At 51.3% G+C, this 24,092-nt stretch carries 12 protein-coding genes; 4 read left to right on the top strand and 8 right to left on the bottom strand.

The annotated features are described in order from the left end of the window. Positions 1-57: 57 nt before the first annotated feature. Genes BOC67_RS16890 through BOC67_RS16880 form a run of 3 tightly spaced genes read right to left on the bottom strand, consistent with a single transcriptional unit; the run spans position 58 to position 3,687 of the window. Complete coding sequence (locus BOC67_RS16890) at positions 58-402, bottom strand: Rieske 2Fe-2S domain-containing protein (protein WP_291911812.1); 345 nt, start codon at positions 400-402, stop codon at positions 58-60. Then, the gene (hflX, locus tag BOC67_RS16885; protein ID WP_291911810.1) at positions 402-1,592 is read right to left on the bottom strand and encodes a GTPase HflX; all 1,191 of its coding nucleotides are present in this window, start codon (positions 1,590-1,592) and stop codon (positions 402-404) included. The genes BOC67_RS16890 and hflX overlap by 1 nt, the downstream gene beginning before the upstream one ends. Before the next feature lie 52 nt (positions 1,593-1,644). Next, a complete protein-coding gene (locus BOC67_RS16880) occupies positions 1,645-3,687 on the bottom strand; it encodes a M13 family metallopeptidase (protein WP_291911809.1) in 2,043 nt (680 codons plus the stop codon). 134 nt (positions 3,688-3,821) lie between these two features. Between BOC67_RS16880 and BOC67_RS16875 the strand changes: the two genes are divergently transcribed. The 3 genes from BOC67_RS16875 to BOC67_RS16865 all read left to right on the top strand — a co-directional run bounded on the left by BOC67_RS16875 (position 3,822) and on the right by BOC67_RS16865 (position 5,849). After that, positions 3,822-5,009, top strand: a complete 1,188-nt coding sequence (locus BOC67_RS16875; RefSeq protein ID WP_291911808.1) for a DUF5009 domain-containing protein — start codon at positions 3,822-3,824, stop codon at positions 5,007-5,009. Between the two features lie 333 nt (positions 5,010-5,342). Beyond that, positions 5,343-5,570: a hypothetical protein gene (locus BOC67_RS16870; protein WP_291911807.1), complete on the top strand. Its 228-nt coding sequence runs from the start codon at positions 5,343-5,345 to the stop codon at positions 5,568-5,570. A gap of 24 nt (positions 5,571-5,594) precedes the next feature. Further along, entirely contained in the window at positions 5,595-5,849 is a 255-nt protein-coding gene (locus BOC67_RS16865) for a hypothetical protein (RefSeq protein ID WP_291911806.1), read from the top strand. Between the two features lie 5 nt (positions 5,850-5,854). Here the strand turns inward: BOC67_RS16865 and BOC67_RS16860 are convergent, their stop codons facing one another. The 5 genes from BOC67_RS16860 to BOC67_RS16840 are packed head-to-tail and all read right to left on the bottom strand — an operon-like array spanning position 5,855 to position 13,766. Beyond that, a complete protein-coding gene (locus tag BOC67_RS16860; protein WP_291911805.1) occupies positions 5,855-7,735 on the bottom strand; it encodes a monovalent cation:proton antiporter-2 (CPA2) family protein in 1,881 nt (626 codons plus the stop codon). Between the two features lies 1 nt (position 7,736). Further along, the gene (locus BOC67_RS16855; protein ID WP_291911804.1) at positions 7,737-8,342 is read right to left on the bottom strand and encodes an NAD(P)H-dependent oxidoreductase; all 606 of its coding nucleotides are present in this window, start codon (positions 8,340-8,342) and stop codon (positions 7,737-7,739) included. 23 nt (positions 8,343-8,365) lie between these two features. Then, positions 8,366-10,216 carry a chloride channel protein gene (locus BOC67_RS16850; RefSeq protein WP_291911803.1) on the bottom strand — a complete coding sequence of 617 codons (1,851 nt, stop codon included), beginning with the start codon at positions 10,214-10,216 and terminating at the stop codon, positions 8,366-8,368. A gap of 17 nt (positions 10,217-10,233) precedes the next feature. After that, positions 10,234-11,139: a transglutaminase domain-containing protein gene (locus BOC67_RS16845; RefSeq protein ID WP_291911801.1), complete on the bottom strand. Its 906-nt coding sequence runs from the start codon at positions 11,137-11,139 to the stop codon at positions 10,234-10,236. A gap of 26 nt (positions 11,140-11,165) precedes the next feature. Then, positions 11,166-13,766: an NACHT domain-containing NTPase gene (locus BOC67_RS16840; RefSeq protein ID WP_291911800.1), complete on the bottom strand. Its 2,601-nt coding sequence runs from the start codon at positions 13,764-13,766 to the stop codon at positions 11,166-11,168. A 746-nt stretch (positions 13,767-14,512) separates the two neighbouring features. On the opposite strand from BOC67_RS16840, the gene BOC67_RS16835 reads away from it, so the two are divergent. Then, complete coding sequence (locus tag BOC67_RS16835; protein ID WP_291911799.1) at positions 14,513-24,064, top strand: gliding motility-associated C-terminal domain-containing protein; 9,552 nt, start codon at positions 14,513-14,515, stop codon at positions 24,062-24,064. Positions 24,065-24,092: the final 28 nt, after the last annotated feature.

Here is a 24,092-nt window from a genome sequence, read left to right as displayed (position 1 = left end):
CTTTCCGCCTGCATAATGTTCAATAACCGCCAACAGGTTTAACAGAATGATAATAGCCTACCAGAGCCAGCCGCTGCTCTTTTGCATGCCCAGGTATATGCCATCAGGGCGCTGCTCTATCGGATAGGTTTTCAGGAAGTACCCCTCCCCGCTTACATTGCGGCCGTTGCGGATATCGAATTTATAACGGTGCAGCGGACAAACAACATTCCCCGCCGCATCAATAAAACCATCGGCCATAATGCCGCTCGCATGCGGACATTTATACGCAAAAGCAAAAAGCTGCCCGCCATATAATGTGCAGCACAGCTTTTTGCCATTTACTTCCAGGATCCTTATATCCGATGGTACAGTCGGTAAGCCGGCTTCATCCAGCTTATACCAGGTGTATTCTTTGGACATTAATAGAAGAATTCAGTTTTGTACGGATAACGCTCACGGTACAACTGCACCACCTTTTCCAAAATGGTTTTACGCAGCTCCTCAATGTTCCGCCGCTCCGTAGCAGCGATAAATACAGTATTGCCGTTGGTTTTTGTATCCCAGTCCGTTTTCAGCTGCCGGAGGATATCCTCCTTGATTTCCGGCGCCAGCCACTCGTCGAAGGTATTGGCCTCGTACAGATCCATTTTGTTGAAGATCATGATAGTAGGCTTGTCAAACGCCTTCAGCTCCTGGAGGGTACGGTTTACCACCTCAATCTGCTCCTCGTACTGCGGATGGGAAATATCCACCACGTGCAGCAGGATGTCGCTTTCGCGCACCTCGTCCAGGGTGGATTTGAAGCTCTCCACCAGGTGATGGGGCAGCTTGCGGATAAACCCTACGGTATCGCTCAGCAAAAACGGCGTCTGTTCAAAAACAACCTTACGGGTAGTGGTGTCCAGCGTGGCGAAGAGCTTGTTTTCCGCAAATACTTCACTTTTGCTGAGCGTGTTCATAATCGTACTCTTGCCCACGTTGGTATAACCTACCAGGGCTACACGAATAAACTCGCCGCGTTCCTTGCGCTGCGTGAGCGACTGCTTGTCGATCTCCGCCAAACGCTTACGCAACAACGTAATTTTGTCCTTTACAATACGACGGTCCGTTTCAATCTCGGTTTCACCCGGACCCCTGCTGCCAATACCGCCCCCCTGGCGTTCCAGGTGGCTCCACATACCACGCAGCCGCGGCAGGATATACTGGTATTGCGCCAGCTCTACCTGCACCTTCGCCTGCGCCGTACGGGCACGGCGCGCAAAAATATCCAGGATCAGGTCACTGCGGTCAATCACCTTTACCTTCAGCACTTTCTCAATATTCGAAATTTGTGAGCCGGTGAGCTCATCGTCGAATATCACGAGATCTATATTTCTGCCTGCTACATACTGATGAATCTCTTCCAGCTTTCCCTTCCCAACAAAGGTAGCCCTGTCGGGATGTGCCAGTTTTTGAGTAAAACGCTTGACGGTTTGGGCGCCGGCCGTTTCAGCCAAAAAGACCAGCTCGTCCAGGAACTCCTGTACCTGGCGCTCGCTCTGGTCCTTCGTGATTACACCTACAATCACGGCCCGCTCTTCCTGTTTTACTACTTGTTTTTTCTCAATCAAGGTATTTCAAATATTAGACGGCAAAATTACTGAGAAAATCCCTGATCTCCACCTACCAGATGCGTACCCTCAGGCTGTCAGGACGATACATCTTGTCGCCCGGCTTCAACCCGTACACGTCATAAAACGCGTCCACATCGCTGAAAGGCCCGTTCACCCTGAATTTAGCCGGGGAGTGTACATCCGTAAGCACTCGCCTTGCCAGCTCTTCTTTTTTAGTATGACTCAGCCAGCCCAGGGAATATCCGAGGAAATAACGCTCAGAAGGACTCAATCCCGCGATTTTCTCATTTTTCTTAAACTGCTCCGTTTTCCGGAATGCATCCCAGCCCAGCAGGATCCCGCCCAGGTCGGCAATGTTCTCGCCCAGCGTGGCTTTACCGTTAATGCGTAAACTGTCTACCACCACGTATTCATTGAACTGCTGCACCATTACGGCCGCGCGCTTATTGAATTTCTCCTCGTCTTCCTTACTCCACCAGCTTTTCAGGTTACCATCGGCATCAAACTGGCGGCCTTCGTCGTCAAAACCATGGGTAATCTCATGGCCAATGGTGGAAGCGCCGGCATAACCATACACCAAGGCATCGTCCAGCTCCTCATCCCGTTTACCCGGCACCGTGAATATACCCGCCGGCAGCACAATTTCATTATTGCTCGGGTTGTAATAAGCATTGTAGGTCTGCGGCGTCATATCCCACTCGGTGCGGTCCACCGGCTTGCCCAGCTTGGCCACCTGGTATTTATGCCACCATTCCATCGCCCGCAGGTTATTCTCAAAATAGCTCTGCGCCTTGATGTCCATCGCGGAGAAGTCTTTCCACTTATCAGGATATCCCACCTTTTTCGTGATCTTGGATAGCTTGTACAGCGCTTTCTGCTTCGTGCTGTCGCTCATCCAGGTCAGTTGCTCAATACGGGTCTTCAACGCGCCGCGGATATCTTCCACCAGGTTCTCATACCTTTTTTTAGCAGTAGCATTGAAATATTCCTTCACGAATAATTGCCCCAGGGCCTCTCCCATAGCGCCTTCTTCAGCGTCCAGCACACGCTTCCAGCGCACCTGCTGCTTCTCCTGGCCACGCAGGAGCTTTCCGTAAAATGCAAAGTCGGCCCCGCTGATGCTATCGCTCAGGTAGGGCGCCGCAGCGTTGATCACCTGCCAGCGGAGGTAATTTTTCCAGGTGTCCAGCTTCTGCGACTTAATAGCATTGCTCAGCGTGGTATAAAACTCCGGCTGCCCAACAATCACCGTATCCGCAAATTTGCTGATGCCCTGTTGCTCCAGGAACCCCTTCCAGTCAATGTTTCCGGCAATTTTATTCAGTTGCGCAATAGGCATTTTGTTGTAGTTCGCATTCGGATCGCGGAGCGCTTCCAGCTTGCGGCTGGATTTGGCCAGCAGCGTTTCCAGCGCTACAATGTCCGTGGCGGCTGCATCCGCCTGGGCGGCCGGCATGCCGGTGAACTGCAGCATTTTGGAAATATGCCCCGGGTAAGCGGCGCGGATCTTCGCCGTGCGCTCATCCGTATTGAAATAGTAGTCCCGGTTAGGTAAGCCCAGGCCCCCCTGCCAGAACGATACCGCCATGGCCTCGGAATTTTTCGCATCCTGCCCGATGTACACGCCGCACATCACGCCGGTGAAAACAGATAGCTTCGAACTCAGCGCGGCCAGCTCCTGCACGTTGGTAACGGCGTCAATGGCCTGTAATTGAGGCATGATAGGTTTAATGCCGTCCGCATTGAGCTTCGCGGAGTCCATACCCGACTGCCAGAAGGCGGCAATCTTTTTGGAAATAGCATCGCCGGGATTTTCAGCGGCCTTTTCGTTAATGGTTCTCAAACGGTTGTACAGCTCTTCCTTGACGAGGTTGCCGATACCCCAGGAGCTGTATTCTGCTGGGATAGGATTGGCTTTTATCCAGCCGCCGTTAGCATAGTCAAAAAAGTCCTGACGGGGGTCTACAGTGGTATCCCGATGGGCTGCCAGCGGATCGGGCGTGCCCTCGCCGGCTTTTTTATCACCCTGGTTGCAAGCCAGGAAGAATGCCATGGCCGGGAAACTAAGGCCGGCCAGTAAATACTTCTTCATAAGCGAGATGATAGTTTTAATGAAGATACCGGATTTTACGGACCCATCAGGCCCCGCTCATGTATAAATATTAACAATAATCCATTTGATATCGTATTTTGGTTAGATGCTCACTTTATCCCCGCAATTCCATTATGATTAACAACTTAACAAAAGGGCGTATCCTCTCTATCGACGCCTTCAGAGGAATTACTATCCTGGTGATGATCTTCGTAAACAACGTAGCCGGCGTTTCCGGTATCCCGCACTGGATGCAGCACGCGCACGCAAACGAAGATGCCATGACCTTCGTGGATGTAGTATTCCCGGCCTTTCTTTTTATCGTCGGAATGTCTGTACCATTCGCGATCAACAGCCGCCTCGCCAAGGGCGACGGCTTCTGGAAATTACAATGGCATATCGCCTGGCGCACGCTGGGATTACTGGTGCTGGGCCTGTTTATGGTCAACACCGGCGACCTCAACGCGGACGCCACCGGCATGTCCATGGCCCTCTGGGCCCTCCTGTTCTACACAGGCGCCATCCTGGTGTGGAACGTCTATACGTTCAAACAAGCCTGGATCGGCTATTGCTTCAAGGCAGCCGGCGTCCTCCTGCTGGTTTACCTCGCATGGATCTTCCGCGCCGGCGACGACGGTTCCCGGCGCCTCACGCCGCAATGGTGGGGCATCCTCGGCCTGATCGGTTGGGCATACCTGTATGCCTGCATCATTTATCAGCTCGTCCGCGGCGCTACCGGCGGCATATTCCTGATGATCGCCGTGTGCATCGCCTACTATGCCTTGTCCCAACAATCGTTTATCCGTAACAGTGAGTACGGCTGGCTGGGCGCGCAGGCCGGCAATGCTGTTCATACAGCGGTAGTGCTCTGCGGCATGCTGTTGTCCCTCTTCTTCTTCGATGAAGACCTTGACCTCCGCGGTAGCAAGCTCGTATCAAGGGTTACAGGCTTCTTCATTATCCTGGTAATGGCCGGCGTGTGCCTGCGCCCGCAGTACAAAGTCTCCAAAATCCACGCTACGCCCAGCTGGGCGTTATTCAGTGCCGCCAGCTGCGTCGCGGTATTTGCAGTGCTCTATTACCTGATTGATGTTAAACGGATCAGCAAGTGGACGGAATTTTTCAGGCCGGCAGGCGCTAACCCCCTGCTGACTTACATCCTGCCGGACATAGTGTATTTCCTCCTGATTTTCCTCGGCCTCAGTTTGCCGGACGCCTTCGGGCACGGCCTGCCGGGCATCATCTGGAGCGCTGTATATGCAGTGTTGATGCTGTTCCTGGTCAAAGGCCTCAATAAGCTGCATATCAGGCTGCAGCTTTAAGGTCGTTTTAATTTTTTTTGGGGGGAGAGGGATAGTGCCGCAAAGGCCATCCCCTCCCGTCCTTTCAGCACAGGCGCACGGGCGCTGCCGCATGCCATATTCCAGCGGATATGCAGTAGGTACGCCGGAGTACTGTCGCCATCCCTGCGCCTGTTGTGTGCAGTGCGCGCATCCCTTCCCCATTCCGTTATCCCGCCGGAAACACTCTGTAGAAAATAATACGCTGAACAAGAACCCTGACCCGCGCGTTTACGTATATAAAGCCAGTGGCACCTGGTTTGCGAAATCCAATATTGACAATCGTTTTATTTAGTATCCCAAATTGTAACTCCCATGAAAAAAATAGCAATCGTATTCGCAGCAGCAGGCGCTTTTTTGGCTATCTTAGCGCAGTATGCCGATACAAACGAGTGGGTGTGGGCCTCCTTTTTCCATACGCTGGGTTTCATCGGGTATATTTTTGTCATCAGCGGCCTGGCCTACCTTTCCTTATGGTACATCCATCAACTCTCCAGAGATGAAAAACACCGGATCAGACATTATTACCACAAGGAAAAATAGCACAGCCACACAGCGGTAACCATTATGCAGACAGCTAATTTTACATTGAAATTTGAATACAAAGGTCAACCCCATATTCTCGAAGTACGCATTGCTGAGTCGTCTTTCAAGACGGTGTATAAAGTAGATATCGCCGAACAGGAAATCACTTTTGAACCGGACGAAGAAGGCTACGTCAGGGCTGTAGCCAGCCATCCCCTGCACGATCACGCAAAGCAAATAGATGTGGAGCTACTCCACCACGTGGCAGAGCTGATCATCTCCCATATCAACAAATAAACGCGCTACTCCGGTTCCCCTTTTACTTCATCCCGGATGGAGCTGGAATCCCAGCCCTCGCCCTCATCCAGCCAGGTTTTGATTTTATCGGCAGATATCAACTGCTCCATTTCTGCAATCCTGTCCTTCAGGGCGCTGACAAACTCTTTCTTGTTATCCCTGGCAGCGGATAAGCTCTTCAGGCTCAACTCATCCTGCCGCAGGAAGGTACGCGCCGCACGGTGATTGTGATAGGCGCGCATCCCCAGCATATTGAGCGCATCTACACCCAAACGCAGGGATGTATCTACCGTCTCCCGGTAAATATGCAACACGCCCAGGTCCATCAGTTCAAATGAATCCTGGCTGTCCTTGGCTCTTACCAGCATTTGCAGGTGCGGGAAATAACGCTTCACCATCTTCACCACTTCAGTGGTCTTCTCGTAGTCGTCCATAGCCACAATCAGCACCTTCGCCTTTTCTGCGCCGGCGGCTGCCAGCAGGTCGTAACGGGAGGCGTCGCCATAATACACTTTGATACCGAGGTTATGCAAAGCATCCACCCGGTCTGAATCCATATCGAGAATGGTACAGTTCACGCCGTTGGCGCGGAGGAAACGCCCGGTAATACTGCCAAAGCGGCCAAAGCCGGCAATGATAACCGGATTGTGCTCTTCAATCTGGTCCTGCTCCCGTTCCGTGGTTTCATTGATGGTGAAACGCGGTTGCACCAGCTTCTCATAAAACAGCATCAGCAAAGGCGTCATCGCCATGCTGATGGCCACTACCGCCGTAAGCATCCCGGTCATTTTATCATCCAGTATCCGGCTTTGCTCCGAGAGGGATAGCAATACAAATGCAAATTCCCCGATGTCGCACAACGCAAGGGAAAACAGCAGGTTCTGATCCGTGCTAAGCTTGAATATCTTTCCCAGGCAGAAGAGCGCCAGGGCTTTCACAGCCATCAGCCCCAACACGAGGCCGAATATGATCCAGGGCTCTTCCCTGATCAGGCTAAAGTCTATCGAGGCGCCCACTGCGATAAAAAACAATCCCAGCAGCAATCCTTTAAACGGTTCAATATCGCTTTCCAGCTCATGACGGTACTCGCTGTTGGCCAGTACCACTCCGCCCAAAAATGCGCCCAGCGCGCTGCTTAGCCCCACCAGGTTCATCAGCACCGCAATAGCTACCACCATCAGCAATGCAGTGGCGGTAAACAGTTCCCGCACCCGCGTACGCGCAATGATATGCATGATGGGCTTTACCAGGTACCGGCCGCCGATTACAATCGTGGCCACCGCGCCCAACACCACCAGCGTTTGCCCCCATGCGGGCAGGTTGTCCCGGATGGAAGCGCTGTGCGCCGCTTCCGTTTGCACGGCATGCACAGCCAGCAGCGGAAATATCGCCAGCATAGGGATCACCGCAATATCCTGGAACAGCAGTACCGCAAAGGAACTCTGCCCCGCCGCGGTGGACATCCAGCCTTTTTCATTCAACGTTTGCAAAACAATCGCCGTGGATGACAAGGACATGATCATGCCTATCGCCAGGGCGGCATTCAGCTTCACGCCCAGGAGCATGGCCAGCCCCGCGATGGCGGCGGAACTGATCAATACCTGTAGCCCTCCCAACCCAAGGATAGCGGAACGCAGCCGCCATAACAGCGTCGGCTCCAATTCCATCCCGATCAGGAATAGCATCATCACCACGCCAAATTCCGCGAAATGCATGATATCCTCCCCTTCTTTCCCTATAAAACCCGTAACAGAGGGGCCAATGATCACGCCTGCCAGCAGGTACCCCAATACGGCGCCCAGCCCCATTTTCTTGGCCAGCGGTACAAAAAGGATCGCCGCCGCGAGGTACACCATCGATTGAAAAAGTAATGAATGCTGATCCATATTATGAGGTTTGTACAGGTGCTTTAATCAATTCATTGAGGTTGGTAACCGTGTCCAGCGTGGAAAGGTCAAAGTCCGGCGACTTCAGTACTTCCAGCATGGAGCGCAGCTTTTGCACCTCTTCTACTATATCTGACTTGTCCTTCCGGTGTACGCCGTATATGGTGTAGGGAGAGATATAATTCATCCGGCAGAGAACGGCCGTTTGCCGGAACGGCAGCAGGAAATGGTCCAGCGGGTATCCATGGCGTGCGCCTTGCCGGTAATCCTTCTCCTGGCTACCCGTGGATATAATGTTGCTGATATATTTACCCTGCAGCGCCTTGCCACTGTGGCCGTACGCCCAGCCATGCTCCAGCACCAGGTCCTGCCACTGCCGGATGATAGCCGGGGCATTGTACCAGTACAACGGATGCTGCATCAGGATGATATCATGCTTGGTCAGCAACGCCTGTTCCCTTGAAATATCTATGTCAAGATCAGGGTACTTCTCATAAAGATCGTTGAAGGTAATGCCCTGCATATTCCTGATCATCGGAACAAGGTGGGCGTGCATCCTCGACTTCTCAAGCGCCGGATGCGCAAATATGATCATTACACGGGCCATACAGCCAAATGGTTTTAGGAGCGTTATAGGTCTGAATATTCCTGTAGTAATTTACGATATCGGTTCAAAATCCGGGATTTTGAAATCATCCCTATCAGCCGTTTATCTTTTACCACAGGCAGATGCCAGGCGTTGGCCGCATCAAATTTCCGGATGACCAGTTCAATATTATCCCCGGCCTTTACTACCGCCGCCGGCGCCTTCATCAATTTCTTAACAGTCATCGTGTCATATAGTTCCGGGTTGAACAGGATTGGCCGGATGCTGTCCAATGGTATCAACCCTTCAAATAATCCATGTTCGTTTACCACCGCTATATTGCTGCTGTCCCCTTCCTTGATCAGTTCTATCAGCTCCCGCAGCGTGCCGGTGTTCACGATGGTTTGTACTTCCGTTTCCAGGAGGTCTTCCATCTTTATGAGCGACAAAATATTTTTGTCATGCGCCCGGGTGAATATTTTGCCTTCTTCCGCCAACTCCTTGATTTCAGGGGATATCGGCGAAAACCATTTACTCATCAGGTAAGACCCCGTTGCGACTATCATCAGCGGTATAAACAAATCATAGCCCGAACTGGATTCCGCAATCAGGAAAATAGCCGTCAGCGGCGCATACATTACCCCGCTCATAACGCCTGCCATCCCTACGATAACCAGGTTGGTAACCGGTACATGCGAAAAGCCCAGCTGCGTACATAACAACGCAAAGAAAAATCCCAGGAACCCGCCTGAAAACAGCGATGGTGCAAAGTTTCCCCCATTACCGCCACTCTGGATGGTGATGGAGCTGGCAAAGGCTTTCAATAAACATATACTACCAGTGAAAATCAACAACATCTGGTTTTGTTCGGGAATGTACCTGAAAAAGCTGTTTTGCAGGATCGTTTCACCGTGACCGTTAGCCAGGGATTTTACCACCGTATAACCCTCCCCGAACAAAGGAGGCATGGCCACGCACAAGGCGGATACCAACGCGCCTCCCAGCATGGCCTTCTGTACAGGCTTCCACTTCAGCCCTTTGAAGAAGTGTTCCACTTTCCGGGAAATGACCACATAGTACCTGGCATAAAATCCGCACAACACGCCCAATACGATATAAAACGGCACGTTCATGTAGTTAAACGGGGTACGTGACTCAAAGTGAAAAAGCACATCTTCCTGTAAAATAATTTTAGACAGCAAACTCCCGCATACCGCCGCTACGATCAAAGGCATGAAGTCCGAAAATACCACCCCCGTCAGCAATATCTCAAACGCAAACATCATCCCCGCTATGGGCGCGTTGAAGGCGGCGGCAATACCGGCGGTAGCGCCGGCGGCGAGTAACAGCGTCCGCTCTTTATACCCCAGGTGATAGGTCCTGGCGTAGTTGGAGCCAAATGCCGCACCGGTAACCGCGATCGGACTTTCCAGGCCGGCAGAACCACCCAATCCCACGGTCACAGCGCTCTGCAATACCTGGGAATACATTTTTACGGGTGGGATCATACTCGAGTTCTGGGCTATTTCATGCAGGATCGCAGGGATGCCCTTGCGGGACTGCCCCTTGAAAAACCAAACCACTATCAGCGTGGTCAGTACAATCCCCAGGAACGGAAACAACGCGTAAAAGAAAACCTGCGTGGAAAAATGCACCTTGTCCGTAATCACAAAGTGAATATAATGGACCAGCATCTTCAATATAACTCCCGCCATTCCTGCGCCGCAACCCACGAGGATACCGGATAACAATAAAAACTGATTTCTGCTGAGCTTGCTATGCAACCAGTGAATGATGATCTCGTAGCTTCTTGCTTTTTTCAGGCTGTAGGTTTCGAATTCTTTCTTGAATCTAAAAAAACTATGATATCTACGTAAGTTTTTAAACTTGCTCATGTGGCAAATTTAGGGCATCAGAGCTCAATGAGTGCGTAAACTTTATCATTAAGATACGGGCCGCCGGGGTGGCGGGCGGAATAATCGAGGTTGATCCAGTACTCCCCTTTCAACTCGTGGTAATAGATTTCCTTGATAGGAGGCTTGGGAAAAAGCAGGATGATGGCCTGCTTCATGGCCTCAAACTCCTCCTTGTTACCGCAATAAAGCTCCGGGTAAGCATGCCCTTTGATGAGTACAATGCGGCACCGCGCCCCGATGGATTGCAGGCAGGAAGTCATCAGCAGCGAGTGATCGTCGCAGTCCCCGCCGAGGCCGTTCAGGATCGTTTCCCGGGGCGTGGCAAAATATTCGTCCCTCCGGGAGTCCAGCACATACTTAAAATTGTTGTTGATATATTTAAAAAGGGAGAGAAAACGCACAATTTTGCCGTATTTGTACCAATAAGCATCAAAATAATCAAGGGAATGCTGCACGGAAAAGTTGCGCACCAGCGAGTCCTGGTAGTTGATCCGCTCCCGCATGCCGCGCACGGTTTTATCCCGGTAGCTCTCCACCTTACGGGGGTAAAGACTGAGGATGTCTATCTGCTTACTGTCCTTCGGCCCCCAGTTGCCTCTCACCATTCCCTTATAGTCGTTGAGGACGTTGGTAAAGGAGTAACCTTCCACGAGCCGGTTAGCCAGGAACAACCCGCACACCATGAGGAATGCGGGTATGATCAACGGCCTGAATATCCACCGGAGCAGGTAAATAAAGCCAAAAGCAATGATGACCGCTACAACCAGGTCCACGTGCAACCCGCCCGCCTTAATAAGAGGCAGGAACCTGTTAATATACGGGGCCAGTACCAATAGCGTTATTAAGCTTAATAGGTTGAGTACCAGCTTCTGCGAAAAGGAATATCTGCTTTCGTCAATCATCTATCCTGCAAGAAAGCAAAATTATATCAGAATTTGCGCGCAAAAATTAATGCATCGGGTTTAAAAGAAGTATTTGCTTTAATGGTATCTATTTGAGTTTGAGTATCTTCCATTTTTCCTGACATGTTCAGTTGCGCATACAGGCTCTTCAGCAGCGAGAGGTTCCTGAGTGCAAGGATCTTAAAATCCAGCTTTTGGGCGGTTTCCACGGCATTTTCCGCTGTGCGAAGCGCCCGCATCAGGTCCTGCTCCTTGTAGTAGTAGTCGGCCGAGATCATTTTCTGCAGCGATTCCACGTACTTGCTCGAAAAGTAGTCAGATGCGTAATTCCTGATGATGATATCCGTGTGCCTGCACACCCTTTCGGCGGTGCGCATGTCGCCCATGCGGGCCAGCGCATGCGTCTGCCAGCAAAGCAGCTGCAGCCGGAAGGAATCCGTTTTCCTCCGCAGCAGCGACGGATGGGCCGCAAACACCAGCTTGGTGAACTGTAGCAGGTTGCCATAATCTTCCAGCAGCGCAAGTACATACCCCATATGGCGGATCACGATCTCCTGCGGGATGGTGGTAGGCGCCTCCTTACCGGTAGTGGTGCACGGAATCAGGTAGTGATGGTAACTGTAGATTTTCTGTAGTATTTGTTCATCCGCTACGCCAAACTTCATCTTCTCATAAATGAAAAGCAGGATTTCGTGCGGGGTTACCCACAGGTCTTCCAGCTCGCCGGGGCCATATATCTTTTTAATGGCCTGCAGGTGCATCTCGCATTCCTCGGCTTCCAGTTGCAGCAGCGAAATAGTGAACAGCATGCTGCGGATCTTCAGTTTATCCTCTTTGGTATCCGCCAGCGGCAGCAGTGCCCAGAGCACTTTCTTCTTGCGGAAGTGAATGAACTCATCGTTGATAAAGCTGCCGATCGGGTTCTTTTTGAAAAAGCCCGCCGGGAAGATGGAGCGCAGTTCCATCGGATCGTTGCCATCCAGCTGGTAATGGAGTACGAGGTATTCCAGCAAGTGCGACTTCTCCATGGTCGACAATTGCAGGTGCAGCATTTTGATAATGCCGTCCGTCTGCTTGTGGTTGATGGCGAAGCGCAGCAGCCATTTGAATACGCCCACCCTGTACGGGGATGCCGGCAGGTAGGACAATACGTCTTCCAGCAGCGCCTCCCCTACCTGCTGGTTATTCTTCTGCAGGTAGTGCATGGCCACAAAGTATTCCAGCAGGAAAGCATGCGCGAAACGCACTTTCACATGGTACATGATTTCCTGGCTGAGGTTTTCTTCCACCAGGATGTTGTCTGCCAGGAGGTCCTTATAGGCCGGGAAGAGTTCCGGGTTTTTGTCCAGCAGTTCAATTTTTTCCACATACATACCGTTCCGGCCCATGTCCAGCAGGGCGAGTAACCGCTGTATGATCTTGATTTTAAAGGAACTGGTTGGAGAAATGAAGACCTTATTCTGAACAAACCGGGAGATAATTTCAAACAGGCTCAGGTTTTCGTCTATAAACGAAGTTTTCGGATCCGGGTTGAGCTGGCAAAACAGCTGCAAATAGTAAGGATGCCTGAGCTTTTGCAGAAACGCCTCCGAGAATTGTTTGATAACGGATTCAGGGTACTCGTGCTTTTCCAGGACGGATTTGATTTCCTGGTCAGAGAGCTGCTTGACGTTGATGTTGGTTTCCTCGTCCATTTCTGCGCCAACATACCAGTAGCGGCGGAAGGCGGAATAGTCGTTCGGACGCTGGAACAGTTCATTCCAGGTACTGCTGCGAACAGAGAGGATTACCTTGATCCACGGGAATTTTTCATTGGTATAAATGAAGTCTTCCAGCTTGGTATATATAAGCCGTAGTTTTTCAGCGGACACAGCAATTTCATCAAACCCGTCTATAATCATTACCAGCCTGGAGCCGTTCTTCATGAATTCCTCTGCAAAGTGTTCCCGGAAGTTATCCCCGGTGCCATGCGTCAGCTGCTGGTCGAGCCAGGTGGTGAGGGAAAACCCTTTCAACAGCAGGCTACCGGCCGCATGTGCGTGGATGAAGAAGCAGATGTCGTTCTTGAATTTAGGATTGGAGCCATGCCAGAAGTGGTCCGACATATGAACCAGCGAAATGGATTTACCCCAGCCGGACGGCGCAATGAGAGCCGTTGCCGTGTAGTTGCTCTCCAGGAACTTCTCAATGTGGCTCACCATGTACTGGCGTTTCACGGTATGCTGGAAGTTGATACCGGATCTGTTCTGCAACGTCAGCATGGTGTAATGCGACACGGCAGAAGCCTTGGTCTTAAGCTCCTGGAATTTCACTTCCAGTGGGTTGCCATTCTTAGCGATCGCTGCCTGTGGATTATTCAGCATATAATGATGCTGCTGGAAAGATTCCCAGTCCTTATAATCACAGTATTGAGCAAGGGTGTTGAGGGTAAAGCGGGAGAAGCTGTGTTGAGCCACAGCAAATCCAAACACTCTTTTGAGGGTGGTTTCGCTTATAAGCTGCGTCGTTTTTTGCAGAATTGCCCTGCTCAGGTTTTTACATTCGCCCGGCGACATGACTTCTATCCCAAACTGCTGCAAAACTTCCTTTTGCAGGGATAGTATAAAGTCATAGGATATATCTATCATAGGGGACAATAATGGATTTTGGAATTAGGTACTAGATTAATTACGTAGAGATCAGGTATTTAGATTTCCTGGATGAAGGAATGAACAGGAAAAAACTAACCATGATTATTTGTTATATATGTAAAATTAGCTAATACATATTTGTGGCCCTATTTGCAGTAATATTTTTCTTCTTTTTAAACAGATGATAATTAATTAATTAGGAAAATTAAAACTCCCCTTAATACTGCTACAATACAGCAGTCGCATACGCTAAATGTTTAGCTAACTGATTTTGAAAATTTCCTGAAAAAATTATGAACAGACCAGAATTCACTTGAATATGCTGGTTCTGGAAAATCAAAATGAACAAAATGAACAGAGCAGGTAAAAAATGAACAGAGTGAATATGGGAAATAGAATGAACAAAATGGCATATACATAAACGAATCAAGCACTATACTTTCGTATCATAGATTGTCAAAATATATCTAGGCAGAAAGGTGTTCAATGTATTTTATCAACCAGAATCCCTTTCCCAAATAACCTTCTTAACCGCTGCCTTCATTAGAGTTTATTGATACAATAAACAAGACTTCTTTATTCCAAATACTGATGCTATGCATTCAAAAGCTACTCCTACTAGCCCTTTTAGTGCTTCCTTTGTTATCCTTAGAAACCGGGATGGGTCTGCAATTGATGACCCGCTGCCACGTAAGAACCTGCGTGTTGTTAATTTCCTGAAAGGATTCCTCGTAATGATGTTAATGACGATAGTAGCTGCTACTAACGTTCACGCACAAACGTATTATGACCGCATTTATGCACGTACTACTGCCAGTGGTACCACCGGTGTGTGTATTGGCTGCGGCGTAGACAATCCCGGCAATGCAGTAGATAGTAACCTCGCAACTTTTGCTACTATCAATACTGCTGTTGGCATACTTGCATCTACATGGATGGAAGTGATCTTCCCAGCCCCAATCCCTGTTTCACAGGGCGTGATCCTCAGAGTGGGAACCGGCGATTTATTGAATGTATCATTAGGTAATGTTACCGCCCAACCCAGAAATGGCAACGCAAATGTCGGAACATCCGTTAACGTAACTTCTGCGCTCGCACAATTGCTGGTTAGCTATAACCAGTCCGAAGTATTTGTGCCCGCGCCGGGAGGCTCCGGTACGTACGATCGCGTTCGTATTACAGTGGCAGGTGTTGCTAACCTCTTGTCCAGCATACGAGTGTATGATGCATATTATAATGCAATAACCAATTCACCATTAGCTTGTGATAATCCAATTGATATTATTGGTGGCGCCAAAAGTCTTCTGGATATTGCCGGTGTCGCCGACCTCGGAACTGTAACGAACCCGGGAAATGCGATAGACCAAAACCCTGGTACATTCGCCGTAATGGAAACATTGGCAAACGTAGCAGGTTATACGCGTTTAAATGCAATATTCCCTGGTCTTGCAAAAGCCGGTGATTCCGTTAGAATCACCCTTGGCACCTCCGGAGGCTTGCTTTCGGCCACTGCCCTGCAATCCCTCACCTTCATAACTTATAACGGCGGAACAGTAGTAGATAGTATCAACGGCAGTAACAGCCTGCTGACCCTTAGCCTGCTTGCAGGTCCTGGTAGTCCGCAAGTAGCCTCCTTTGCTTCCTCTGCCCCGTTTGACCATGTGGAAATCCGGGTAGGAGGCCTCGCTAACGTACTGAATAGCCTCAATGTCTACGAAATTTCACGCGTGATTCCAAGTCCGTCAGTTACGGCCGCATCTGCTAATCAGACTACCTGTCTAAATTCGGCAGTAAACTTTACAATCAGTAACCCTGACGTAAGTATGAATTACACCTGGTATAACAGCGGTGGTACCATCGTACAAGGCCCTGCTAATACCTCCTCCTATTCGCCACCGGTAAATACTGCCGGTACCTTTACCTACTATGTAGCCGCTAACCGTACCATGTGTACTACCGGCTCACAACGCGTACCGCTTACTTTAAAAGTAAATCCATACACCACAGCTGCTGATCTGAACTTCTCTGACTCAGCTTACAGCTGCTCCGGCGATACGGTTCGCATTATTCCAACTTCCACCTTCCTTACAGCAAAACCTGTTTACAGCTGGTGGAAAGACGCGGCTAAAACAACGCCAATCACCAACGGCCTCGTAGAAGGCTCCATCAAATATTTCGTAGACAGCACCGGCCGACTCACCATTGTAGGCCTTACCGCTGCAACTGCCGACTACTATGTAAGCGCCGCAGATAGCAACCATTGCGATAACCGGGCTAATGAACTCAAGAAAGTAACGGTAGTTCAGACAGGAAAAGCGCCTACCCCAACATTAGGCTCATCTACTGTCTACGCCAGCGTCGGACAACCGGTTGTACTCCGCGCTACCCCTCCGGGCGGCGGTACCATATTCTGGTACAGCGATACTACGCAGGCTCCGATAGGTACCGGGGATACCCTCCTCGTTGGACCATTCCCTGCTGCGGGCACCCATATATATTATGCAGCGGCACGCCTGAGCGCCAGCGGCGCCTGCGAATCTTACAGAGTCGCAGATACAGCCGTTATCATCCCGCTGGTTACCAATACCTCCTGTAACGCGCCAACTACTACCACTACCGGTACTACATTAGGTTGCGTACTGTGTAGTGTGACTAACCCGAATGGCGCGGTGGATACCACTGCCAATAATTACAGCACCCTGAGTATCCCGGTGGGATTACTCGGTGGCAGCGTGTACCAGCAACTCTTCTTCCCAAGCCCTGGTGCTGCGAGCGATAGCCTCCGCATTACCTTCGGCTACCCTGGCGGTCTTGCTGACGTAAGCCTGCTGGGCGGCGTGGAAATCACCGTGGCTAACGGTACTACCGTTATCAGGAGAGATACGCTGGCTAACCTGCTCAGAGCACAGCTCCTCAGCGGCGCCGGTCCTTACACCGTAACCATCCCCGCTGGCGGCGTATATAATACCGTACAGGTAAAACTTACCGGTGTGGCAAACTTGCTGACTTCCCTGCGCCTGTACGGTGTAAGAGCAGTAGCGCCTAATCCGACATTCACCATTAATACAAATGGTACTGCCTGCGTGAATGAAACCGCTACCATCACCGCCAATGGCCTCGGCGCTAACAGCATCAGATGGTACGCTGATTCTACCACCGCAACAGTAGCAGGTAGCAATCCTACCTTCACTACGCCGCAGCTGACAACTCCTGGCGTGGTTACCTACTATGCACAGGTAGTGGCGGCTAACGGTTGCGCGAATCCGGAAAGAATACCGGTACGCATCACCGTGAACCCACTGGGTACTGCTGCCGACATCAATATTAATGATACCACTATCGCCTGCACCAGCAATAGCGCAGTGCTTACGCCTACTGTAAACAGTGCGTCCGGTATTACCAACCCTGTTATCAAATGGTACTTTGACCAGGCTAAAACGCAGCCTGTTACCAATGGTACCACCGCCGGCATTACCTATGCCGTGGATACTACAGGTAAACTGACAATCACCGGCCTGGCAGCAGGAACATATACTTATTATGCGGCCATCTCCGGCAGCAACCGTTGTGAGAACGCGCCCAACACGCTGAAACCAGCCATTGTAAATGTGGTTGCAGCGCCAGCTGGTCCGATCGTTCCTGGTACTGTGGTAACAACCACCGGCCAGACGGCCACGCTCACCGCTACACCGGTAGCCGGCGCAACCATCACCTGGTACGCTGATTCTACCACTACTACCGCCCTTGGTACCGGTATGCCATTCAATGTAGGTCCGTTTACCAACCCTGGCACCTACACTTACTTTGCCGCAATGTCCATCCCGGGCGCCTGCGAATCTGTACGCGTACGTGTAACCGTGGTAGTAACTGGTCCGGTAGTGCCTTCTCCTGATTGTAACGTGCCTACCAGCCAGGTATCCGGAACCAGCCTGGGTTGTATCCTCTGCTCCGTTCAGGATCCGAATAATTCAATTGATAGCATCAATACTAACTATACCCGCCTGAGTATGCCGGTAGGCCTGCTCGGAGGCTCTGTTTACCAACAGCTGATCTTCGCAAATCCTGGTAATACAGGCGACAGCGTTCGCATTACCTTCGGCGCGCCTGGCGGCCTGGCAGATGTTAGCCTGCTTGGCGGTGTAGTAGTACGCTTATATAATAATACTACGCTGGTAAAAGCAGACACCATTGCTAACCTCCTCACCCTGCGCCTCCTCAGCGGTCAGCAGTTTACTGCTACCCTCCCGGCTACAGGTATTTACGACCGCGTGGAAGTAAGACTGACAGGTATAGCTAACCTGCTCCATAGCATCGATATATATGGTGCAAGAATCCTTTATCCGCGTCCGGTAATCAACACGCCAAACGATACCGCTTGCGTAAATACAAAAGCAACCCTCAGTGTTACACCAGCCGCAGGCACCGGCGTTCGTTGGTATGCTGATTCTACCAGCACCACTGTGCTGGCATCTACCAGCACATTTACCACCGATACGCTGCGTACTCCTGGTACCGTGAAATACTGGGTAGCTGTTTACGGCGGTCCGGCTAATTGTGAAAATCCGGAAAGATATCCGGTGACCGTCACCGTAACGCCTCCACCTGCCGTACCTGGCACTGACCAGACCGTGAGCGTATGCTCCGGCTCCAATGTGGTACTGCAAATCAATAACCCGGCTCAGGGATTAACCTATAACTGGTTCAATGCAGCGCAGGGCGGAACCAAACTGAATACAGATTCAGGATTCACCTTCCCGGTAAATGGTGTGACTAGGGATACTACCCTGTACGTAGAAGCTCAAAGCGCTTGCGGCGCCGTTTCTACTACCCGTCAGGCCTTCCATATCACTGTCAGCAGTGGTCTGCAGGCGCCGGTAGTATCGCCTAATCCGGCCATAGTACGACTGAATGAATCTGCAGTACTCACTGCTACCCTGCCGGTGGCCAATGCTACCATCGCATGGTTCAGGGATGCTAACACTACAGATACCTTATTCATCGGTACTTCATTTGGCGCGCCATCCAAACCAACACCTGATACCACTATCTACTACGCACAGGCATTCATTGCCGGCGGCGGTACCTGCCAGTCCGTTCGTGTACCTGTAACCGTTATCACACAGGTAGGCGATTCCCTGGAAGTGCCTTGCGAACGCGCCACCAGCCAGACAATTGGCGGCAGCGGCCTGCTGGTGCTGGGCAACGTGTACAACCCGTCATTCGCAGTAGATAATAACCAAAATACTGGCTCTTCCCTCGTAATAAACCTGGGTGCGCTGAACGCTACCGTATGGCAGCGCGCCGCATTCAACGGATTGTCTGCTCCGGGCGATAGTGTACGTGTTCGACTCTCCAGTCCGAACCAGATACTGTCTGCAGCCGTATTGGCCAGCGTGCAGCTTACCGCTTACAATGGCAATACTCCGGTAGACTCCGTAGTTCTCAGCAATCCATTATTGCATGTAGATCTGCTTTCCGGCGGTCGTACAGGTGAATACACCTTCCTGCCTAACGGACTCTATGATGCAATAGAAGTGAAACTGAAATCAGGCATCGTAGGTGCGCTGACAGACATCAACTTCAACTCCGCACGCCGGATCATTGCAGCGCCTAAAGTGCAGGCATCTACCGTAACAGTCTGCAGCGGCAGCACTGCAACCCTCAATGTGGAAAATCCATCCGCTAACGTAACCTACCGCTGGTACAGCTCCAACGGCGTGTACCTGGCAGGTAAGGATGGCGCTTCCTTCACAACCGGCGCAATCACTTCCGATACCAGCTTCCTGGTTGAAGCCTACAGAGCGGGAGCTGATTGTCCGAGCAGCGCTAAAACACCTGTAACGGTGAAAGTGATTGAAACGCCACTGGCGCCGGTGGTAACACCTGATTCCGTAGCTGTTTGCCCTGGTTCTAACGCCAGCGCTTCCATCAGCAACCCGGTTCGTGGTTATACCTACGGCTGGTACAATGTGGCTACCGGTGGTACTAAACTCAATACCGACAGCGGCTTCGTATTCACCGTGAATAATGTAACAGCGCCTGTTACCTACTACGTGGAAGCGAAGAATGACAGCTGTGGTATCGTATCCGCTACCCGTACCGCTGTACTGTTCACTACCGCCAGTCAACTGGGCGTACCGGTGATCACACCTTACAGAGCAGTGGTAGATACCGGCGAAAGCGCCATCCTCGTGGCTACGCCTCCTGCTTCAAATGCAAATGTTTACTGGTTCGGCAGCCAGTTCGGTTCCGATACCCTGTATAAAGGCCTCCAATATATCTCCCAGCCAAGGTCTGTAGCTGCTACAGATACCGTTTGGGTAGAAGCCGTACTGGGTGATAACTCCAGCTGTAAATCCGCAAGGGTGGCAGCACTGATCGTAACCACTCCATTGCCGCCAAATGCAGTTCCATGCGAACGCGCAGTGGCACAAACCAATAGTAATACAACCATAGGCGGTGGTATCCTCGTACTGGGATCAGTTGTAAACCCTGACCGCGCAGTCGATAACAACACCGTTTCCAGCTCTTCGCTGGTACTCAACCTGGGTGCGCTCAATGCCGCCGTATGGCAACGTGCCGCATTCAACGGATTGTCTACCCTCGGCGATACCGTGGAAGTGATGCTCTCCAGCCCGGGTCAGGTGCTCTCCGCCGCACTGCTGGCCAGCGTACAGCTAACTACCTATAATGGTAACACACCGGGAGATAGCCTCCTGACCAATAACCCACTCCTGCATATGAAACTGCTCACAGGAACTGAAGGCGTAATTCTCTCCTTCGTGCCTACCAAACAGTTCGATGCAATCGAAGTGAAACTGAAATCCGGTGTACTGGCAGCACTCACCGCTGTCGACTTCAACTACGCACGCCGCGGTATCGTAGCGCCTACAGTATCTGCGAGCGATTCCAGCGTATGCGTGGGCACTCCGGTAACGCTGAAAGTAAACAACCCGGTTGCCGGTGTAACCTACACCTGGTACAACCAGGATGGTACCAAACTGGCAGACAGCACGGCTTATGTAGTGCCGGCAACTAACCCTGCAGGTATCTATAACTTCACCGTGACAGCCACCAGGGATAACTGTAACATACAGACATCCGCTGTTGCAAGAGTAAGCATCCAGGGTATCCCGGGCGCTCCTGTTGCAGATTCTTCCAACCCGGCAACTGTTTGCGTAAGCAACCTGCCGGCAACACTCAAGGTGATTCCGCAGCCTGGCGTAACCTACACCTGGTACGATGCCGCCGGCAACCAGCTGACCGCTAATAACAATGCGTACACAACGCCGGCGACCATGGCAGTGGGTACTTACTCCTACTTTGTAAAAGCCAACAACGGCAACGGTTGCGCGAATGATACAGCGCGCACGCAGATCACGCTCAGCGTGTTCAACAACGCTACTGCCGCTGATATCCGCATTGATAGCGTACAATCCATCTGCCTCGGCGATACCGCACGACTGGTACCAACCAGCAGCGTAGCCAACGCAGTATTTAAATGGTACACCAGCCAGCAGAAAACAACGCCAATTACAACCGGCGTGGACGCTGCCGGCGTACTGACCCTGCCGAACCTCGCCGCCGGTACTTACAATTACTATGTAAGCGTAAGCGCAAACGGACAGTGTGAAAACGCCGCAGGTAATCTCAAACAGGTAACTGTGAACGTAGGAACGCCTGCCGACAGCACCGACATCCAGGTAAGCGGCGCAAGCACCTGCGTGAATACTACTGTTAGCCTCACCGCTGGCAGCACCACAGTAACCAATCCGGTGTTCAGATGGTACCGCGATGCCGCACTGACACAGTTCATCAGAAGCGGCGCCGTATTCACCACTGATACGCTCCGTACAACTACTACTTACTACGTAACCGTACAGGGTACGAATAAATGTGAAAACGCGCCTGGTAAAGCCAAAGCAGTAACCGTAAGCGTTAGCAGCTTCACCACACCAACAGTACAGGGTGCTGCTATCTGCGCAGGCCAGACTGCCACTGTAAGGGTACTCAACCCTGATCCGGCTGTAACCTACAGGTGGTATAACAACAGCAGCAAAGGACAACTCCTGGCAACTGCTGATACATTCAGAACAGGCGTCCTGAATGCAGATACTACCTTCTATCTGGAAGCAACCAGCGGTCAGTGCGCCCTCGCCTTGATACCAGCAGTGGTAACTGTCAATGGCGCTCCAAGACCGGTTGTCGACAGCGTTCAAACCGCCTGCGGTGGTACAAGGGCAACGCTCGCCATCAAAGCGCCTGCAAGCGGCGTTACATACAGATGGTACAATGTACCGGTAGGTGGCACAGCGCTCAACTCCGATGCAGGTACCACCTTCGTAACCGATACCCTCCGCGCCTCTACTATCTACTATGTAGAAGCTGTTGGCCAGGCCGGTTGCGTAGGCACCAGCACAAGAGTACCGGTAACGGTAGCCATCGCGCCAACACCGGCAGCACCGGTATTGGTAACCAATAACCAGACAGTTTGTGCAGGTGGTAATGTAACCTTCACCATTAATAATCCGGATGCATCCGTAACCTATCGCTGGTTCGATGCGCCAGTTAATGGCACAGAGCTTACGCCTGCTACGCCAACCAGCTTCACCGCTACCGGTGTAACTGCAACAACTACCTACTATGTTGCCGCATTCAACAGCGCAGGCTGTAGCAATGCAGGCGGCAGAACCAGCGCGACTGTGACAGTGTTGCCAGCGCCAGCTACGCCAACAGTAGCAGTGGCAGATCAGGCAGCCTGCCTGGATAACGCGATTACCTTCCAGATCAGTAATCCGGATCCACAGCTCCGCTACGTATGGTATAATTCCCTGACAAACGACAGCCTGGCAACAGGTGCATCGTTCAACACCGGTAAGCTCAGAGCAAGTGCTGACTACTACGTGGTAGCGAAGAACCTCGCGGGTTGCTCAAGCCTGTCAAGAACAACAGTACATGCAACCATCGTGGATTCCCTGGCTACGCCTTCTGTGGCGCCAAACGCGAAAGTATGTCTGGGTCAGACCCTCAGCCTCGCCGTAATTAATCCGGTGAATGGCGTGGTTTACCACTGGTACAACAGTGCAACCTCCACTACTCCGGTAGCTACGGGAGCAACAGTTAATATCAACGGAGTAACTACCAATACCAGCTACTTCGTGGACGCAAGCCTCGCCGCAGGTAATTGCGTGAGCAGCAGCAGAGGCCGTGTGGACGTAACCGTGAGCAGCGTGCCTGCAGCGCCTGCAGTAGCTAATCCGGCAGTAACAACCTGTATGAACAGCCTCGCAGTGCTGAAAGTACAAAACCCTGATCGCAGCCTTACCTACAGATGGTACACAACTGCACAGGGCGGTACACCGGTAACTACGGGCGACAGCGTAACAGTCGGACCAGTTACAGCAAATGGTACTTACTATGTAGAAGCTGTGAACGCAAACGGCTGTAGCAGCGCAACCCGCACACTGGTAAATGTGTCTGTAGGTAATGCGCCTGGCGCACCGCAGGTTGCCGGCAACGACATCAGCAAGTGCCCTGGCGAAACATATATACTCACCGCTTCTTCTACTACTCCGGGCGCAACATTCGCATGGTATAGTACTCAGAACGGCACTACACCGGTTGCAACAGGTGCGCAATTCACTACGCCGCCGATCAGTCAGGATGTAGTGTACTACGTGGAAGCATCTATTGGCAGCAACTGCGCAAGCGCAACCAGAACGGCAGTACCTGTCACCGTACTGAAACCACTGGCCGCTCCTGCAGTGACAGTTTCCAACAGAACAGCCACCAGCGTAACATTTACATGGGCTGCCGTACCGGGCGCTGACAGATATGTAGTATCTGTGAACGACTCTACCAACTTCGTTGCACCAAGTTCAGGCGCGAACGGTACTTCACATACCGTATCCAACCTGCAACCGAACCAAAATGTAACGCTGTATGTAAGAGCAATAGGCGCAGGCGTATGTCAGAACAGTCTGCTGGCAAGCGTAACAGATAAAACAACTAATCCGCAGGGTAACAACATCTTCGTACCAAACCTCTTCAGTCCAAATGGTGACGGTGTGAATGATATCGAGTATGTCTACGGTACAGCTATCGCACAGCTCGAATTCAGGATCTACAACCAATGGGGTCAACTGGTGTTCACATCGAAAGATCAGCGCCAGGGATGGGATGGTACCATGAGTGGTCAGAAACAACCGGTAGGCGTTTACGTGTACATCGTAAAAGCGACTATGCAGGATGGCACAGTGATTACGAAGAAAGGTAACGTAACACTCATGCGATAATCAACATTAATAAACCCGTAGAAAAAAT

The organism is Chitinophaga sp. CB10 (genome assembly GCA_001870995.2).
Classification (GTDB): Bacteria; Bacteroidota; Bacteroidia; order Chitinophagales; family Chitinophagaceae; genus Chitinophaga.
The sequence above is the reverse complement of the archived record's forward strand: the minus strand, read 5'-3'. Positions and strand labels throughout refer to the sequence as shown.

Coding starts and splice junctions, on each gene's coding strand:
- BOC67_RS16890 (WP_291911812.1), bottom strand. CDS start 402: ATGTCCAAAGAATACACCTGGTATAAGCTGGATGAAGCCGGCTTACCG.
- BOC67_RS16880 (WP_291911809.1), bottom strand. CDS start 3,687: ATGAAGAAGTATTTACTGGCCGGCCTTAGTTTCCCGGCCATGGCATTC.
- BOC67_RS16875 (WP_291911808.1), top strand. CDS start 3,822: ATGATTAACAACTTAACAAAAGGGCGTATCCTCTCTATCGACGCCTTC.
- BOC67_RS16870 (WP_291911807.1), top strand. CDS start 5,343: ATGAAAAAAATAGCAATCGTATTCGCAGCAGCAGGCGCTTTTTTGGCT.
- BOC67_RS16865 (WP_291911806.1), top strand. CDS start 5,595: ATGCAGACAGCTAATTTTACATTGAAATTTGAATACAAAGGTCAACCC.
- BOC67_RS16860 (WP_291911805.1), bottom strand. CDS start 7,735: ATGGATCAGCATTCATTACTTTTTCAATCGATGGTGTACCTCGCGGCG.
- BOC67_RS16855 (WP_291911804.1), bottom strand. CDS start 8,342: ATGGCCCGTGTAATGATCATATTTGCGCATCCGGCGCTTGAGAAGTCG.
- BOC67_RS16850 (WP_291911803.1), bottom strand. CDS start 10,216: ATGAGCAAGTTTAAAAACTTACGTAGATATCATAGTTTTTTTAGATTC.
- BOC67_RS16845 (WP_291911801.1), bottom strand. CDS start 11,139: ATGATTGACGAAAGCAGATATTCCTTTTCGCAGAAGCTGGTACTCAAC.
- BOC67_RS16840 (WP_291911800.1), bottom strand. CDS start 13,766: ATGATAGATATATCCTATGACTTTATACTATCCCTGCAAAAGGAAGTT.
- BOC67_RS16835 (WP_291911799.1), top strand. CDS start 14,513: ATGACGATAGTAGCTGCTACTAACGTTCACGCACAAACGTATTATGAC.